Origin of the sequence: Phytomonospora sp. NPDC050363 (genome assembly GCF_040655735.1) — a bacterium.
Classification (GTDB): Bacteria; Actinomycetota; Actinomycetes; order Mycobacteriales; family Micromonosporaceae; genus Phytomonospora.
Genome location: NZ_JBFAKK010000021.1, coordinates 67,735 through 84,244 on the forward strand (window position 1 = coordinate 67,735; position 16,510 = coordinate 84,244).

The 16,510-nt window shown below is 71.7% G+C and carries 13 protein-coding genes; 7 read left to right on the top strand and 6 right to left on the bottom strand.

Features of this window, described 5'->3' with window-relative positions; translation table 11 throughout:
- Positions 1-17: 17 nt before the first annotated feature.
- Entirely contained in the window at positions 18-659 is a 642-nt protein-coding gene (locus tag AB0I28_RS36790) for a response regulator transcription factor (protein ID WP_357500615.1), read from the bottom strand.
- On the bottom strand, positions 656-1,792 hold the full coding sequence (locus AB0I28_RS36795; RefSeq protein ID WP_357500617.1) for a histidine kinase: 1,137 nt from the start codon (positions 1,790-1,792) through the stop codon (positions 656-658). Before AB0I28_RS36795 ends, AB0I28_RS36790 begins: the two co-directional genes overlap by 4 nt.
- A gap of 126 nt (positions 1,793-1,918) precedes the next feature.
- Between AB0I28_RS36795 and AB0I28_RS36800 the strand changes: the two genes are divergently transcribed.
- The gene (locus AB0I28_RS36800) at positions 1,919-3,787 is read left to right on the top strand and encodes a protein-arginine deiminase family protein (protein WP_357500618.1); all 1,869 of its coding nucleotides are present in this window, start codon (positions 1,919-1,921) and stop codon (positions 3,785-3,787) included.
- 21 nt (positions 3,788-3,808) lie between these two features.
- Here the strand turns inward: AB0I28_RS36800 and AB0I28_RS36805 are convergent, their stop codons facing one another.
- Positions 3,809-4,858, bottom strand: a complete 1,050-nt coding sequence (locus tag AB0I28_RS36805; RefSeq protein WP_357500619.1) for a hypothetical protein — start codon at positions 4,856-4,858, stop codon at positions 3,809-3,811.
- 177 nt (positions 4,859-5,035) lie between these two features.
- On the opposite strand from AB0I28_RS36805, the gene AB0I28_RS36810 reads away from it, so the two are divergent.
- A complete protein-coding gene (locus tag AB0I28_RS36810; protein WP_357500621.1) occupies positions 5,036-7,621 on the top strand; it encodes an NACHT domain-containing protein in 2,586 nt (861 codons plus the stop codon).
- 24 nt (positions 7,622-7,645) lie between these two features.
- Here the strand turns inward: AB0I28_RS36810 and murF are convergent, their stop codons facing one another.
- Entirely contained in the window at positions 7,646-8,989 is a 1,344-nt protein-coding gene (murF, locus tag AB0I28_RS36815; RefSeq protein WP_357500622.1) for a UDP-N-acetylmuramoyl-tripeptide--D-alanyl-D-alanine ligase, read from the bottom strand.
- Positions 8,990-9,196: 207 nt separating this feature from the next.
- On the opposite strand from murF, the gene AB0I28_RS36820 reads away from it, so the two are divergent.
- Genes AB0I28_RS36820 through vanX form a run of 3 tightly spaced genes read left to right on the top strand, consistent with a single transcriptional unit; the run spans position 9,197 to position 11,878 of the window.
- Positions 9,197-10,234: an NAD(P)-dependent oxidoreductase gene (locus AB0I28_RS36820; protein ID WP_357500624.1), complete on the top strand. Its 1,038-nt coding sequence runs from the start codon at positions 9,197-9,199 to the stop codon at positions 10,232-10,234.
- A complete protein-coding gene (gene vanA / locus AB0I28_RS36825) occupies positions 10,227-11,270 on the top strand; it encodes a D-alanine--(R)-lactate ligase (RefSeq protein ID WP_357500626.1) in 1,044 nt (347 codons plus the stop codon). Before AB0I28_RS36820 ends, vanA begins: the two co-directional genes overlap by 8 nt.
- Positions 11,267-11,878 (top strand): D-Ala-D-Ala dipeptidase VanX, encoded by a 612-nt coding sequence (gene vanX, locus AB0I28_RS36830; RefSeq protein ID WP_357500627.1) that lies wholly within the window; start codon positions 11,267-11,269, stop codon positions 11,876-11,878. The genes vanA and vanX overlap by 4 nt, the downstream gene beginning before the upstream one ends.
- A 136-nt stretch (positions 11,879-12,014) precedes the next feature.
- On the opposite strand, the gene AB0I28_RS36835 is transcribed toward vanX, so the two are convergent.
- Positions 12,015-13,076 carry a HAMP domain-containing sensor histidine kinase gene (locus AB0I28_RS36835; protein WP_357500628.1) on the bottom strand — a complete coding sequence of 354 codons (1,062 nt, stop codon included), beginning with the start codon at positions 13,074-13,076 and terminating at the stop codon, positions 12,015-12,017.
- 16 nt (positions 13,077-13,092) lie between these two features.
- On the bottom strand, positions 13,093-13,776 hold the full coding sequence (locus AB0I28_RS36840) for a response regulator transcription factor (protein ID WP_357500629.1): 684 nt from the start codon (positions 13,774-13,776) through the stop codon (positions 13,093-13,095).
- An 87-nt stretch (positions 13,777-13,863) separates the two neighbouring features.
- Between AB0I28_RS36840 and AB0I28_RS36845 the strand changes: the two genes are divergently transcribed.
- Entirely contained in the window at positions 13,864-14,445 is a 582-nt protein-coding gene (locus tag AB0I28_RS36845) for a M15 family metallopeptidase (protein ID WP_357500631.1), read from the top strand.
- A 129-nt stretch (positions 14,446-14,574) separates the two neighbouring features.
- Entirely contained in the window at positions 14,575-15,816 is a 1,242-nt protein-coding gene (locus AB0I28_RS36850) for an epoxide hydrolase family protein (protein ID WP_357500632.1), read from the top strand.
- Positions 15,817-16,510: the final 694 nt, after the last annotated feature.

Here is a 16,510-nt window from a genome sequence, read left to right on the forward strand (position 1 = left end):
CGAGCCGGCGGACCCCGTCACGCGTCGGGGTCCGCCAGCCCCGCCTGCCACGCCCAGGTCGCGATGTTCACCCGGTTCCGCGCGCCCGTCTTGCGCTGGATGCCGGCCAGATGCGTCTTCACCGTGCCCGCTGTGATGAACAGGCGCGCCCCGATCTCGGCGTTGGTCTCGCCGGTCGCCACCAGCCGGGCGACCTCCGTCTCGCGCTCGGTCAGCGCCACCTTCGGCGGGGCCGCCGCTCCGGGCGCGCGCAGGTGGCGCAGCAGGCGGACGGTGATCGAAGGGCTGATCAGGGCGTCTCCGGCCACGGCCGCGCGCACGGCTTCGGCGAGCAGGCCTGGTCCGGAGCGTTTGAGGAGGAAGCCGGCGGCGCCGTCGCGCAGGGCACTGTGGACGTACTCGTCGATGTCGAAGGTGGTCACGACGACGACCTTGACCGGGTCGGCGGCGAGTTCGCGTACGACGTCGAGGCCGCTCTTGACCGGCATGCGAATGTCGGCGAGGAGCACGTCGGGGCGCAGCGACCGAACGGTCTCAACCGCCTTCGCCCCGTCGGAGGCCTCGCCGACGACGCGCATGTCGGGTTGCGCGTCGAGGATCATCCGGAAGCCGTGGCGGACCATCTCCTGGTCGTCGGCGATCACGATGCGGGTGGTCATGCCCGGTCCTCTCCGGTGGCAAGCGGGATTCGAGCCGACAGCAGCCAGCCGCCGTCGGCGTCCGGCCCGGCGGTGAGACGGCCGCCGAGGGCGGTGACGAGTTCGTCGAGTCCGGCGAGGCCGAGGCCCCCGTGTTCCCGGGCGCGCAGGCCGAGACGTCCTCGGGCGGGGAGGTCGTTGGCGAGTTCCACGAGCAGGTCGGCGCCGTCGCGCGCGAGGGTGACGCGGACGGCGAGGGCGCCGGGGGCGTGGGCCCGGACGTTGGTGAGGCCCTCGGCGACGATGCGGTGGGCGGCAGCGGCCGGGGCCGGTGGAAGGCCGCTCAGGGACGGGTCGATGGAGGTGATCGCCGTGGTGCTGCCGGTGTCGGCGAAGCGGTCGAGCAGTTCGGTCAGTGTGTCGAGGCCGGCGGGAGGCTGCGCGGGTCCGTCGGTGTGCAGGGCGTGCACGGTGCGGTCCAGTGTGGACAGCGCGCCGAGTCCGGCGCGCTCGATGCGTCGCAGCGCGTCCATCGCCTGCGCGGGGTTCGTCTCGCCGACGTGCAGGGCGGCCTGGGCGAGGACGACGATCCCGCTGACGTCGTGCGCGACGAAGTCGTGGAGGTCGCGGGCGAGAGCGACGCGCTGGGCCCGGCGGGCGGCCTCGATCGCCCCGGCGCGGCGCCGGGCGTGTCCGCGCCGGTAGAGTCCGGCGCCGACGGCGAGGAGGCCGGAGGCCGTCCACAGCGCGGTCAGCAGCGCCAGTTCGCCCGGCGGGGACGGCGGGTCGAGCCGCAGCCACAGGCGCAGCGGTGAGACGGCTGTCGCGGCGAGGAGCGCCGACCCGGCCGGCAGTGCCCGCGTGACCGGAAGCCTCGCGGTGACTCCGAAGAGCAGCGCGCACAACGCGACGGTCTCGGCGAACCACCACGGGCCCGTGCGGTTGTCATCGCCGCCGCTGTACAGGCATGTGGCCGAGACCGAGACGGCCGTCGCGGTGATGGCCGACCAGAACAGCGTCGCGGGGCGCCTGGCGAGCAGCGCCGCGCCGATCGCCGTGGACGCCGAGGCGGCGATGACCGGCGCGGCCGTCGCGAACGCCGTCACGGTGGCCGCCGCCGTGATCGCGACGCGCGCGGTCCGCCGGAACTCCATCGGCCAAAGGTAGGCGGCGTTTCGATCATCCGCCTCTGCCGTTCGGCAGAGACATCGCCCGCTGCGGCTTTCGAACCCCCTCTTCTCGGCGAGGCCGCCCGCGTCGTCGCCGAAGAGGCTGGACACATGCCGAAACGACGATTGGCCATGGCCGCCACCACCGTGATGTGCGCGGTCCTCATCCCCACCACCGCGGGGGCCGCTCCGCCCCGAGCGCACCTGCTCGCCGACACCGACCGGGACGGCCTCGTCACCGGCGCCGATCACCGGGGCCGCGGCGAGTGGACGCGCGATCGCGGCGCCATCGCCCTGCCCAACCTCGACGACGACCAGGGCCGCTGCCGGCCGGCCGGACCCGCCGGGCGCCTGACCGACGCCGAACTCGCCGTGTGCGACGACGGAGCCGACGAGGTCGTCAACGGCGTCACCGATGCCGAGGACCTCGCGCCGCTGCGGGTCGCGCCGGTGCGAGGCGCGGGCTCACCGACGTCAGGCCGCATCTCGGTCGACGCGGCCTCCCGCGACCACGTCCGCGTCTTCCTGCCCACCTCCGACGGCCACGTCGCGCTGTCGCCGGACCACCGGTTCACCGCGGCCCGACTACGGCGGGGAATCGACCTCGCCGTCGAGGTCCGCGACATCCCCCGCGACGCCGCGGTCTGGGACGGATTCGTCGACGTGACCCTCACCGTGGAGCGCGGCCACCGCGTCGACACCGACACCGTCCGGCTGCGCGTCGCGCCCCTCCTGCTCACCCACGACCTGATGCCCGTCGAGCGGGTCCTGGTCAGCGACAACAACACCACCCCGCAGGACGTGGAGACCGGCGACTACGACCCCGACGCCCCGGTGGTGCCCCGCTACGCCGGTGAGGAACGGTTCCTCACCGAACTCGCCGGCGGACTGGCCGCCGCCGGCGTCGACGCGCGGCCCCTGGGCTACCCGACCGGCGGCGACCGCTGGATGCGCGATCACTTCATCACCGGCTACACCGCCGCCCCGGGCTCCGAGCAGACCGTGCTGGTGCGCGCGCCGGGAATGCCGCCCGGTGAGAGCACGCCCGACTTCCCGCTTCGCGACAGCGGCCGCCCGCTGTTCTCGGCCTGGCGCGGGCCCGGCGTCGCCGCCGTCCAGCAGTTCGACCCCGCCCGCGTCGGCGACGACGAGCGCAACGGCCTCTGGGGTTCGTTCGGCTCCACCGGCAACTTCCTGGTGGCTCCCCCGCACGGCGCCTGGCCGGCCGGGCGGATCCTCTACGGCTCCGACGGCGGCGAGGCCGCACCCGACGAGACCTTCGTCCGCATGCTCGAAGCACAGCGCGACCAGGGGCCGATGCCGGTCGACACGAGCTGGCTCGGCGTCGGCCACATCGACGAGTTCCTGTCCTTCCTCCCGGCCGACAACGAGCGCGGCTGGACCGCCATGGTCGCCGACCCCCGCCTGGGCGAGGAACTGCTGCGCCGGGTCGCGGCCGATGGGGGCGGCGACGGCCCGCTGATCACCGGCGTCGACCCCGCCGCCACGCCCCACCCCGGCATCACGGTGAACGAGGCCCTCGCCGCGCCCGGCCTGACCGCCGGGAACCGCATCGCCACCGCCGGCATCGACCGGGCCCTGGCCGCTCTCACCACCGAACTCGGCCTCGACCCGGCCGAGATCGTGCGGGTACCCGCCCTGTTCGAACGGCTGGAAGTCGACGGCTACCCGCGCCAGGACATCGTCGCCAACTACCTGCCCGCGATCGTCAACGGCGTCGAGACCGGCACGGGGACCTTCCTCGCGGCCCGGCCGCACGGCCCCTCCGGTACCGACGGCCGCGACGTGTTCCAGGAGGCCGCCGAACGCGCCATCGGCGAGGTGGGCGGGCGGATCGCGTGGGTCGAGGACTGGGAGTACGCGCACGCCGTGGGAACCGTCGGCGGCGAACTGCACTGCGTCACCAACGTGCTGCGCGACCGCACGGCGACCCCGCCCTGGTGGCTCGGCGCGGGGTGACGAGGGGGCACGGCGTCCCCCTCAGCGGTGACCGTGCACCCGCATGCCTTCCTTCCGCCACACCTTGAGCAGCCGTCGCGCCGAACCCCCGACCGGCCCGACCGCCTCGTAGAGCACGTCCCGTGAAACCGGGCGGGCACTCGCGACGGCGCTCACCGCGTCTCCGGCGGCATCGATCGTGCCGGAGCAGACGCTGAGCAGGTAGTCGGGGATCGCCAGGCGCGGGTCGACGCAGCCGACCAGCGGGACGCCGAGCGCGGTGACCACCGGGAACACGGTCCCGGGAATGCCGATGGCGGCCTCGGCGCGGGCGGCGGCCTGCACCGACGGCACGGTGCTGATCTCGTAGCGCTCCCACAGGGTGCGGTCCTCGCGCGGATGCAGACCCACCAGGATGTGCTTACCCGCCGCGGCGAGGCTCTCGGCGGCGTCGAGGAGCAGTTCGGTGCCCGGCGCGGAACCGCCGGTCCCGTCGGAGCGCGTGACACTCGTCAGCACCAGGACCGTGCCCGCCTCGGGCGCGTGGCGCGGCAGGTCGTCGGTCTGGGGAGTGCCGACGACCGTGATGCGGCGGCGTGTGCCGAGGTAGTCGTCGAACACCTTCGCCTCGGCCGGGGACGAGGCCGTGACGGCGCGCAGCCGGCTCCGGAACTCGTGCGCGCGGGGCGCCTCGACCGGCAGTTGGTAGGCCAGCGAGGACGCCGCGAGCGGGAGCCGGTGCAAACGGGCGGCGCAGTCGGCGGGCCAGTCACCCGCACCGGTCACGATCAGCAAGTCGGCGCGCGGCGCCGCGTCGAGCGTCGCGACGGGGACCGGATCGCCGGGCTTGATGCCGCTGAGGTCGGGGACGAGCTGGACGAGCTCCCAGCCGAGGCGCCGGGCTTCGGCCAGGAGCGGTTTGACGTGGTAGGTGCCCCACGGCTCGTTCGTGGCGATGAGGACCCGCCGCCTCCCCCTTCCGGCCGCACCGGCGGGATCGGCGCCGGCGACGGCGATGCCGGCGCCGGCCAGAGCACCGGCGAGGAGCGTTCGGCGGGAAAGGACGCGGGTCGCGGCGCTGGAGGTCGTCACAAGATCGAAAACTAGGAGACGACGGGAGCGCGCGGGTGAACGAGCGGCGGCACGAGGGTGAAGTGCTCAAGGCCGGGGCGACGCTGGAGCCGCCCGCGACAAGGTTTTCGACAAACCCGGCAGAGGCGGGCCGAGACCGAGCGGTCCGTACACTGTGGACTCCGATGGGGGGTGCCCGTGACGGGTCTGGAGACGGCGTTCATCGCACTGGGAACAGCCGTGGCGAAGACGGCGTGCGACGTGTGGATGGGTAACAACAAGTTCCTCTCCGGGGTGAGCTCCGCACTGATCGGCCTCGGCGGAGATCGTTTGACCAAGAGCCGCGAGCAGCGCAGCTTCCGCCGCGTCTGGGAGCAGGCCGCCGACATCCTGAGCGAGCGTCTGGAACCGCTGATCGACAAGGAGTTCCGCGACCTCGCTGCCAACGAGGTCCTCGCGGCGGTGGAGGCGGTGCGCACGACCTTCGACGTCGCGGAACTCACCGAGGCGGATCTCTTCGCGCAGGACCTCGACGCCGGCTACCTCGAGAGGTTCCTGCGCGGACAGGACCCCGACCGCAAGGATCGGGCCGCACTGTCCGACTCCGGTGCCCTCTATGACCTTCTCCTCAAGCAGTCCTGCGCCTACCTGATCGAGACGGTGCAGGCCATGCCCATCGCCGCGAGCGGCAGCGCCCTGGCCGAGCTCCTCGGCCGAGACCGGCAGATCCTCGACGAGTTGGCGAAAGTACTCCAGCGGGTGCCGATCCGGCGCGGCCAGGACGACTTCGAGCTCAACTACCGGCAGCTGATCGCCAACAGGCTCGATCACGTCGAGTTCTTCGGGGCGACCCTCGAAGAGTCCAGCAGGCGCTACTCGCTGTCGGTCGCCTACCTGAACCTCAACGTCTCGGGCGACTTCCGCTTCCCCGGGCACAACGCCGCCGCACCCGGCCCGGCCCGAGTGGACCAGGTGCTGGCGTCCACGGACCGCCTGTTCATTCGCGGTGAAGCCGGCCTGGGCAAGACGACCCTGCTCCAGTGGATCGCCGTCCAATGCGCCCGGCAGAGCTTCTCGGGACGGCTCGAACCGTGGAACCGCATGACACCCTTCTTCATCCCGCTGCGGCGGCACGCCACGGGCCCCTTGCCGACACCGGAGTTGTTCCTCGACGAGGTGGGTCGCAACATCGCCGCCGAGATGCCGCCCGGCTGGGCCCATCGGCAGTTGCGGTCAGGGCAGGCGATCGTACTGATCGACGGAGTGGACGAACTCGCCGACGACCGCCGCGAAGAGGTCCGGAGCTGGCTGCGGGGCCTCGCCGCGGACTTCCCCCTCGCCCGGTACGTCGTCACCTCACGACCCGCCGCGGCGCCCCCGACGTGGTTGGGAGGCGAGAAGTTCACCGTCGCCGAGCTGGAGCCGATGACCCGTGCCGACGTTCCCGTGTTCATCGGCCGCTGGCACGACGCCATGCGAGACCAGTGCACGCGGGACGTGGAACGCGACGACCTCGACGACTGCGAGCGGCAGCTCAAGAAGGCCTTCGGCGAGCATCGGCACCTGCGCCAACTGGCCGGTTATCCGCTGCTGTGCGCGCTGCTCTGCGCCCTCAATCGGGACCGTGGCGCCGATCTGCCGAAGAACCGCATGGAGCTGTACGACGTCGCGCTCCAGATGATGCTCGAACGCCGCGACAGCGAGCGCCGTGTCTCCGGCGGCCTCGCCTTGAGCCGCACGGACAAGAAGGTCCTGCTGCGCGACATCGCGTACTGGCTCATCCGCAACGACTGGACCTCCGCGCCCAGCGACCGGGTGCGCGAGCGCATTCGGACGAAGCTCACCTCCATGGCGCAGGTCAGCGCCGACGCCGACGCGGTGTACCGGTTGCTGCTGGAGCGAAGCGGCCTCATCCGCGAACCGGTCGAAGGCAGCACCGACTTCGTGCACCGCTCCTTCCAGGAGTTCCTGGCCGCCGAGCAGGCCGTGGAGAACGACGACATCGGGGTCCTGATCGCCAACGCCTACACCGACATCTGGAGCGAGGTCGTCGTCATGGCCGCCGGCCATGCCAGTTTCGGGCAGCGGGAGGAGCTGCTGCGCGGCCTGCTCGACCGCAGCGACGGCGACGACCAGCGCGACGCGCTGCGCCTGGTGGCCGCCGCCTGCATGGAGACCTCACCCGAACTCTCACCGCAGCTGCGCCATCTGGTCCGCGAGGCGACCGCCGCGCTCCTCCCGCCGAAGACCATGGAGGCGGCAGGCGTGCTCGCCAGGACGGGATCGTTCACCCTGGACCTCTTGGCGCGGTCCACCCCGATCGCGGAGAACGAGGTCGCCGCGACGATCCGCGCGGCCGCCCTGATCGGGGATCCGGCGGCGCTGTCGCTGATCGCCCGCTTCAAGCGGGACACCCGCAACATGGTGGCCGTGGAGCTGTACCGGGCCTATGACATGTTCGACGCGGTCGAGTACACGCGCGAGGTCCTCGTCGGGTCGTGGCAGGCCGACACCTACATGGCGGTCGACGATCCGGAGTTCATCGCGATCCTGCCCATGCTCAAGCAGCTGAGGCACCTGTCCCTCTCCTTCGACCCGCACGGGCCCCCGGTGCGCCTGGCCTTCGTCTGCGAGATGCCGACACTGGTGGAGATCGACCTCCTGTCGGGCAGGTTCGACCTCTCGCCGCTCACCGGCCTGCCTGCCTCGATCACCGTGCGACTGTCACCGCAAACCGTCATCACCGCCCGCCCGGGCTTCGGCCCCACCCTCACTCAACTCTGAGCCGACGCCCCTCCCCCGCACGCTTCACCCGAGCGCGGCCGCGACCTCGTCGAGGTACGCGCCTCGGGATCCCTTGACCAGCACCACGTCCCCCTCGGTGAGGTGTCGGCGCAGCCAGTCGACGGCCGCGTTGTTGTCGCCCTTCACCACCGCCCGCTCACCTGCGCCGACGGCGATCGGCCGTGCGGCCTCACCGACGGCGACCACCGTGTCGGCCCGGGCGGCGGCGTACTCCCCGACGGCTCGGTGCTCGGCTTCGCTGTCGTCGCCGAGTTCGAGCATCTCGCCGAGGACCGCGATGCGGCGCCCGCCCTCGACCGCCGCCAGCGCGTCCAAGGCGGCGCGAGCCGAGTCGGGGCTGGAGTTGTAGGAGTCGTTGAGCAGGGTCACGCCTCCGGCGAGGTCGCACAGTTCCATGCGCCACTGCGACAGCGTCGCGGTGGCCAGCGCCGCCGCCGACGTTTCGAGAGCCACCCCGGCCGCCAGTCCCGCCGCGGCGGCGGCCGCCGCGTTGAGCGCCTGGTGGGCGCCTACCAGCGGCAGGGCGACGCGGGCCGAGGCGTCGGCGGTTCGCAGCGTGAACGACGGGCGGCCGAGCCGGTCCAGCGTCAGGTCCGTGACGCCGACGTCGGCGCGCTCGGCCCGGCCGAAGGTCAGCAGCGGACCCTCGGCCGGCGAGCGCATCGCGGCCACGGCGGGATCGTCGGCGTTGAGGACGGCGGTGCCTCCGGGCGCCAGCCCTCGCACCAGCTCGCCCTTGGCCTCGGCGACGGCCCCGCGTGACCCGAAGTAGCTCAGGTGGGCCTGCCCGACGTTGAGGACGATCGCGATGTCGGGCGGGACGAGAGCGGCCAGCGCGGCGATGTCGCCGACACGGCGGGCGCCCATCTCCAGAGCGAGGAACCGGGTGGCGGCCTCGGCGCGGAGCATGGTGAGCGGCACGCCGAGTTCGTTGTTGCGCGAGCCGATCGTGGCGACCGTCGCACCGGCGCTCGACAGCACGGCAGCCAGCAGGTCCTTGGTGCTGGTCTTGCCATGGGAGCCGGTCACCCCGACGACGCTCAGACCGTCGCGCAGGAGGGACACGACATGCGCGGCGAGGGTCTGCAACGCGGCCCGGGTGTCCCCGACGACGACGGTGGGCAGCGATGTCGGGCGGGAGCCGAGCACGGCGACCGCACCCGCCCGGCCCGCCTGCTCGGCGTGGTCGTGGCCGTCGACGTGCTCACCGGCGAAGGCGGCGAAGAGTCCACCCGCCTCGGCCTGCCGTCCGTCGAGCACGGCCGGGCCGGTCACCGTCACGGCGGCGTCGCCGTGGACCGTCCCGCCGACGAGGGCGGCGATCTCGCCGAGGCTGAGCGGGATCATGTCCGACTCGCGGACGGGCGCGGGCTGATGTGGCGGGCCTGTTCGTGGAAGCTCATGTCCCCAGTCAAAGGAGCACGGTGTTGCAGGAACGTAAGCGCTTCCCGATATGCCGGCGATACACGAGGAGGATTACCCGCCGGTAACATATTGCCGGGGTATCGGAAAAGGCATACGTGCCCGCAACGCCGCGCCGCCTTGACTGTCGGCATGAGCCACAGCGAACCGACGCGAACAGCGACCCGGCCCATCCGTTCACCGGTGCCGGCGCCCTCCACAGCCTCGCCCGCATTGGGCGTCACCGTCTACGGATGCGGCCGCGATGAGGCCGTCGTGTTGAGCGAACTGGCGCCCCGCTTCGGCGTGCTCCCGACCGTCACCGAGGCCGCGCTGACCGAGTCCAACACCGAACTGGCCGTCGGCAGCCGATGCGTCAGCGTCGGGCACAAGACCCCCGTTTCGAACCGCGCTCTCCTCGGGCTCGGCCGGGCCGGCGTCGAGTACGTGTCCACGAGGAGCGTCGGTCGCGACCACATCGACGCCGACTTCGCGGCGAGCGTCGGCATCACCGTCGGAAACGTCGCCTACTCGCCCGACAGCGTCGCCGACTACACGCTGATGCTGATGCTCATGGCGCTGCGCGACGCCAGGTCCATGATCCGCCGCACCGACCTCCACGACTACCGGCTGAGCGCCGTGCGCGGGCGGGAACTGCGCGACCTGACCGTCGGCGTGATCGGGACCGGGCGCATCGGCACCGCGGTGATGCAGAGACTGCGCGGATTCCGCTGCCGGACGTTGGCCCACAACAACGTCCCGGGCTCCCCCGGCCACGTCTCGCTCGGCGAGTTGCTCGAACTCAGCGACATCGTCACGCTCCACGCGCCGCTCACCCCCGAGACGCGCCATCTCCTCGATCGCGCGCGTATCGCGCGAATGAGGCCCGGCGCCGTGGTCGTCAACACCGGACGCGGTGGGCTCATCGACACCGAGGCCCTCATCGCGGCGCTGGAGAGCGGCCGCCTGGGCGGCGCGGCGCTCGACGTCATCGAAGGAGAGGAGGGGATCTTCTACGCCGACCACCGGGACAAGCCCGTCGACAACGCGGCACTGCTGCGGCTGCAAGGGCTTGCGAACGTGATCGTCAGCCCGCACACCGCGTACTACACCGACCACGCCCTGCGCGACACCGTCGAGAACAGTCTCGTCAACTGCGTGAACTTCGCCGAAAGGAACCAGCATGGATAGGTTGAGGCTCGGCATCGTCTTCGGGGGCTCCACCGAGGAGCACCCCGTCTCCGTCAAGTCCGCGCGACAGGTCGCCGAGCATCTCGACACCGAGAAGTACGAACCCTTCTGGATCGGCATCACCAAGAGCGGTGCGTGGATGCTCTGCGAGGGACCCGGCGCCGACTGGGAGAGCGGCGACTGCCGCCCGGCCGTGCTCCCCCCCGACAGCAGCGTCCGCGGGCTGCTCGTCCTGGAGAAGGGCGAGTACGAGACGATCGGCCTCGACCTCGTGCTGCCGGTCCTGCACGGCAGGCTCGGCGAGGACGGCGCGGTCCAGGGCCTGCTGGAGCTGTCCGGCATCCCCTACGTCGGCTGCGACGTCCAGAGTTCGGCGGTGTGCATGGACAAGTCGCTGACCTACATCGTGGCCAGGAGCGCGGGAGTGGCGACGCCGGAGTTCTGGGTCGTCACGGCGGACGAGAGCCCCGACCCCGCCGAACTCGACTATCCCGTGATCGTGAAACCGGCCCGTTCGGGTTCGTCCTTCGGTGTCACCAAGGTGACGTGCGAGGAGGAGCTTTCGGCGGCGGTGGAGGCCGCGAGCCGGTACGACACGAAGGTGCTGATCGAAGAGGTCGTCGAGGGAAGCGAGGTCGGCTGCTCCATCCTGGGCGAGGATCCGGACCTGTTCGCGAGCGAACCGGACCGCATCGCGCTGTCGCACGGCATCTTCCGGATCCACCAGGAGATCGATCCGGAGAGCGGGTCGGCCAACTCCACGCCGATCGCGCCCGCCGACATCCCGGCGCAGTCGCGCGCGCTCGTCCAGGAGACGGCCAAGGCGGTGTACCGGGCCATGGGCTGCCGGGGGCTGGCGCGAGTGGACCTGTTCCTCAAGGAGGACGGGACCGTGGTCCTCAACGAGGTCAACACCCTGCCCGGCCTGACGCCGTACAGTCGTTACCCGCGCATGATGGCGGCCACGGGTTTGTCGCTGTCGGACGTGCTCGACCGGGCCATGGCGTCGGCACTGACCAGGGGAAGAGTTCGATGAGAGACGGGTTCGCCTTCGTCGACGAGTTCGTGCCCGGCATCCGCTGGGACGCGAAGTACGCCACGGGCGACAACTTCACCGGTGGGCTCGTGGACGGCTACGCGGCGAACCGCGTCGTCGGCACCGAGGCCCTGTGCGCGGCTCTGGCGAACGCGCAGGAGAAGGCCGCGCCACTCGGTCTCGGTCTTCTCGTCTGGGACGGGTATCGCCCTCAACGCGCCGTCGACCACTTCCTGCGCTGGTCGCAGGAGCCCGAGGACGGGCGGACGAAGCCGCGGCACTACCCGAACATCGACCGGACCGAGATGGTCGCGAAGGGTTACGTGGCGGCGAAGTCGGGCCACAGTCGCGGCAGCACCGTCGACCTGACGCTCTGCGACCTCGGCACCGGCGAACCCGCGGCCATGGGCGGCGGCTTCGACCTGATGGACGCGATCTCGCACCACGGCGCCGGGGGCGTCACGAGGACCGAGGCCGAGAACCGCCGGCGGCTGCGCTCCATCATGGAGGACTGCGGATTCGTTCCCTACGGCAACGAGTGGTGGCACTACACCCTCGCCGACGAGCCGTACCCGCACACGTACTTCGACTTTCCCATCGCCGACTGAACCCGAACCGCGCGGCCGCCGGGCATTGCCCGGCGGCCGCGCGGTTCGGGCGTCGGGGGTGGTCAACCGGCCGAGCCGTACAACGCGCTGGAACCGTCCCGCACGCGATCGATCGGACACCGAGGCCTCGCCCAGCTCACACGTCGGGAACCCGCACCGTCACCCGAAGCCCTCCGTCCGCCCTCGGCGTGAGGCTCAACGTCCCCCGGTGCGCCTCGACGATGCTCTTGACGATCGCCAGGCCGAGCCCCACGCCCGCATGCCCACTGCGCACGCGCTGCGTGCCGCGCTGGAACGGTTCGGTGAGCGTGTCGACGAGGGCGGAGGTGAGCCTGACCCCGGTGTTCTCGACGGTGAGCGTCACGGATCCGGGACGCACGGCGGTCGCGACCCGCACAGCACCCTGCTCGGGCAGGTTGTGCACGATCGCGTTGTGCACCAGGTTCGTCGTCATCTGCAGCAGCAGCGCGTGCGAGCCGGACGTGGTGGCGATGTCGCCGGAGGTCTCGATCGCCACACCCCGCTTCTCCGCGAGCGGGAGAAGCGTCTCGGTGGCCTCCTCCGCCACGAGCGACAGGTCGACATGCTCCCGCGTGAACGACCGCCGATCGGCGCGGCTGAGCAGGAGCAGGGCCTCGGTGAGCTCGATCGCCCGGGTGTTGACGAAGTGGAGGCGCTCGACGAGTTCGCCGGTATCGCCGTCGGGATCGTTGCGGGCCACGTCGAGGAGCGTCTGCGTGACCGCCAGCGGGGTGCGCAGCTCGTGGGAGGCGTTGGCGGCGAACCTCTGCTGCTCGGCGACGTGCGCTTCGAGCCGAGCGAGCATCGCGTCGAAGGCGTCGGCGAGTTCCCGGAACTCGTCCTCGCGGCCTTCCAGCTGGATGCGGTGGGACAGCGACCCGCCTGCGGCCTCGCGCGTGGCCTCGGTGATCCGGGACAGGGGCCTGAGCATGCGGCCGGCCAGCAGCCATCCACCGAAGAGCCCCAGCAGCAGCAGGAAGATCATCGCCCAGGCCGCCTTCGGTGCGAAGGCCCGCCAGAGTTCCCACCGGTCGGGCCTGGCGGGAACCATGCACCCGGAGGGCCGCAGGTCGCCGTCGGGGACGTAACGCAGCAGGAACACCCACACCACCGCGAGCAGCAGAGCGCCCGCGACCATCAGGAATCCCGCGTAGCTCAGGGTGAGCCTGAGTCGCACGCTCGGACCGGGCCCCCTACCCACGCTCGCCGACCTCGGCTCCGGTGTCGATGCGGTACCCGACGCCGGGCACGGTGGCGATGAGCCATGGCGCGCCGAGGCGCTTGCGCAGGGCCGAGACGGTGATGCGCACGGCGTTGGTGAAGGGGTCGGCGTTCTCGTCCCAAGCCCGTTCCAGCAGATCCTCGGCGCTGATGACGCCCCCTTCGGCCGCGACGAGGACTTCGAGCACGGCGAACTGCTTGCGGGTGAGCGCGACGTACCGGCCGTCCCGGAAGACCTCGCGGCGGAACGGGTCGAGCCGAAGCCCCGCGATCTCGCGCACAGGAGGCCTGTTGTGGGCGCGCCTGCGGTCGAGCGCCCGAAGGCGGAGCACGAGTTCCTGCAGCTCGAACGGTTTGGTGAGGTAGTCGTCGGCTCCCAGACCGAAGCCGGAGACCTTCTCGTCGAGGCGGTCGGCGGCGGTGAGCATCAGGATCGGCATGCCGCTGCCCGAGGCCACAATGCTCTCGGCGACCTCGTCGCCGGAGGGTCCGGGAATGTCGCGGTCGAGGACGGCGATGTCGTAGGAGTTGACGCTCAGCATCTCCAGGGCGGTGTCCCCGTCGCCGGCGATGTCGGCGGCGATCGCCTCCAAACGCAGTCCGTCACGGATGGCCTCGGCCATGTAGGGCTCGTCCTCGACAACCAGCACACGCATGGTTTCGATGCTACGAGCGGGCACATATCGTGGGCGTAGGCAAAACCACATACGCACCGGCAACGCCGTGCCGCCTTGACTGGCGGCATGACTCGAACCGCAGCAGCACGAACCGCACCCCACCGAACGCTCCTCACCGGCGCGCGGGCCGTGGTCGCCGCGCTCGCCAAGGCCCTCGGCCACCGTTTGCTCCGCATCCACGACCGGGGCGGACTGGGCATCGCCGACGGCGCCGTCCCCTATCGCACGTCGGTCTTCGACGACGAGGTCCCCGGGGTGGCCAACCTCGATCCGGCGCTCCTCGGGGCCCTGCGCCAAGCCGCGTCGGCCGCCGCCGCCGAGGGCGTCGAGTTCCGCGTCAACAGCGGCTGGCGCTCCCCCGCCTACCAGAGCCGGCTGCTCAGCGAGGCGGTCGCCGGGTACGGATCCGAGCAGGAGGCGGCCCGGTGGGTCTCCCGGCCGGAGACGTCCGCTCACGTGTCGGGCGACGCCGTCGACATCGGGCCCGTCGAGGCCTCGTCGTGGTTGTCCGAGCACGGCGCCCGGTACGGGCTGTGCCAGATCTACCGCAACGAGCGCTGGCACTACGAGCTGCGCCCCGAGGCCGTCGACCACGGTTGCCCGGCCATGTACGCCGATCCTTCGCGAGATCCGAGGACGCGGCGGTGAACGCGACGCCGCCGGGGGCCGGATCCGAAGACGATCTATCGTCGTCGAGTGCCCGCGCGTCGACAGGGTGGTCGAGTCGCGGCGAATGGAGCGCACCGGTCGCTCCCCCTACCCAGAAGGAGCCGCGTCATGGCCACGCCGCACGCCTTCCCCCTGGAACCCACCCCGATCCACGTGTCCGACGAGGTCCTCACCGACCTCCGCGCCCGGCTGGCGTCGACCCGTCCCCCGCTGGACGAGGGGAACGAGGACTGGTCCTACGGCGTCCCGGACAGTTACCTGCGTGAGCTGCTCGCCTACTGGCGGGACGGCTTCGACTGGCGCAAGGCCGAGGCCGCCATCAACGCCCACGAGCAGTATCGAACGAGCGTCGACGGTGTCCCGGTGCACTTCATGCGCGAGCCCGGCCGCGGCCCCGACCCGATCCCGCTGATCCTCACCCACGGCTGGCCCTGGACGTTCTGGCACTGGTCGAAGGTGATCGGCCCGCTCGCCGACCCGGCCGCGTTCGGCGGTGACCCCGCCGACGCCTTCGACGTCATCGTGCCGTCCCTGCCCGGCTTCGGTTTCCCCGGCCCGCTCACGGGTTTCCCGGACGTCAACTTCTGGAAGGTCGCCGATCTCTGGCACACCCTGATGACCGAGACCCTCGGCTATGGGCGCTACGCCGCCGGGGGTTGCGACATCGGCGGGATCGTCTCCAGCCAGCTGGGCCACAAGTACGCCGAGGAGTTGTACGGCGTCCACATCGGTTCCGGGTTGCCGCTCGACTTCTTCAACGGTCCCCGCGCCTGGGACTTCGCGCGCAACCGGCCCCTCACCGACGATCAGCCCGCCGAGATCCGCGCCCGCATCATCGAGATGGACCACCGCATGGCGACGCACCTCAACGTGCACATGCTCGACGGTGCCACGCTGGCGCACGGGCTGAGCGACTCCCCCGCCGGGCTGCTCGCCTGGCTGCTGGAGCGCTGGGCGGCCTGGAGCGACAGTGGCGGCGGCGCCGGTGTCGAGTCGGTCTTCACCAGGGACGACCTGCTCACCCACGCCACGATCTACTGGGTGAACAACTCCATCGGCACGTCGATGCGGTACTACGCCAACGCCAACCGTTACCCCTGGAAGCCGGCACACGATCGCACGCCGGTCGTGCAGGCCCCGGTCGGTCTGACGTTCGTCACGTACGAGAACCCGCCCGGCGTTCACGGCGCCGACGAGCGGGTGCGGGCGTTCGAGTCAGGTCCGCAGGCGGCTTGGTTCAACCACGTCAACGTCAACGCCCACGAAGGCGGTGGGCACTTCATCCCGTGGGAGAACCCCGACGCCTGGGTGGGCGACCTGCGCCGGACTTTCCGCGACCGCAGGGGCTGAACGGCTCCGCGAGCGGGGACGGGCGGCCCGGGGTACTCGGTGGGTTTCGCGCCGGGTACCTGGGCGTTCGGGCGGGGGCGGGGGCGGGGGCGGCGGTTCGGGCGTCACTTCGGGGCGGGACCGCTCGTCCAGGCGTGACCCCGGGACGTGGCCGGCGGCTTCGCGTCGGGGACCCGGCAGTGCGAGCATCACCCGGGCTCGGGCCGGCGGCTTCGCGCCGGGGACCGCCGGTTCAGGCGTGACAGCGGGGCGGGGCCGGGGGCTTCGCGCCGGGTACCCGCCAGTTCAGGCGTCACCAAACGGCGGGCCGGCGGCTTCGCGCCGGGGACCCGCCAGTTCAGCCGTGACCCCGGGCCGGGGCCGGCGGCTTCGCGCCGGGGACCCGGCAGACCACGCCGGGTACCCGTCAGTTCAGGCGTCACCTTAGTTCGGGGACCCGGCACCGGAGGAGGTGCCGCAGCCCGATCCCCTACCTGGCAGGAGGTTTCGTTAGCCTCCGACCAAGCAAGCACAGAAGTCAGACGTAACAAAACCCCAGGGACCCTGCCGCAGCGTGCTGACCCGCCGCCACTGCCTCCGGGTTATCAGGCGTCACCCCACCCGGGCCACCACCAGCAGGCGTCACCCCAGCCCGGGGACCCTGCCGCAGCCGGCTTACTCACCGCAGCCACCCCGGCGTTAAGCCCAGCCCCGG

Coding starts and splice junctions, on each gene's coding strand:
- AB0I28_RS36840 (WP_357500629.1), bottom strand. CDS start 13,776: ATGCGTGTGCTGGTTGTCGAGGACGAGCCCTACATGGCCGAGGCCATC.
- AB0I28_RS36800 (WP_357500618.1), top strand. CDS start 1,919: ATGCCGAAACGACGATTGGCCATGGCCGCCACCACCGTGATGTGCGCG.
- AB0I28_RS36820 (WP_357500624.1), top strand. CDS start 9,197: ATGAGCCACAGCGAACCGACGCGAACAGCGACCCGGCCCATCCGTTCA.
- AB0I28_RS36845 (WP_357500631.1), top strand. CDS start 13,864: ATGACTCGAACCGCAGCAGCACGAACCGCACCCCACCGAACGCTCCTC.
- murF (WP_357500622.1), bottom strand. CDS start 8,989: ATGATCCCGCTCAGCCTCGGCGAGATCGCCGCCCTCGTCGGCGGGACG.
- vanA (WP_357500626.1), top strand. CDS start 10,227: ATGGATAGGTTGAGGCTCGGCATCGTCTTCGGGGGCTCCACCGAGGAG.
- vanX (WP_357500627.1), top strand. CDS start 11,267: ATGAGAGACGGGTTCGCCTTCGTCGACGAGTTCGTGCCCGGCATCCGC.
- AB0I28_RS36795 (WP_357500617.1), bottom strand. CDS start 1,792: ATGGAGTTCCGGCGGACCGCGCGCGTCGCGATCACGGCGGCGGCCACC.
- AB0I28_RS36790 (WP_357500615.1), bottom strand. CDS start 659: ATGACCACCCGCATCGTGATCGCCGACGACCAGGAGATGGTCCGCCAC.
- AB0I28_RS36850 (WP_357500632.1), top strand. CDS start 14,575: ATGGCCACGCCGCACGCCTTCCCCCTGGAACCCACCCCGATCCACGTG.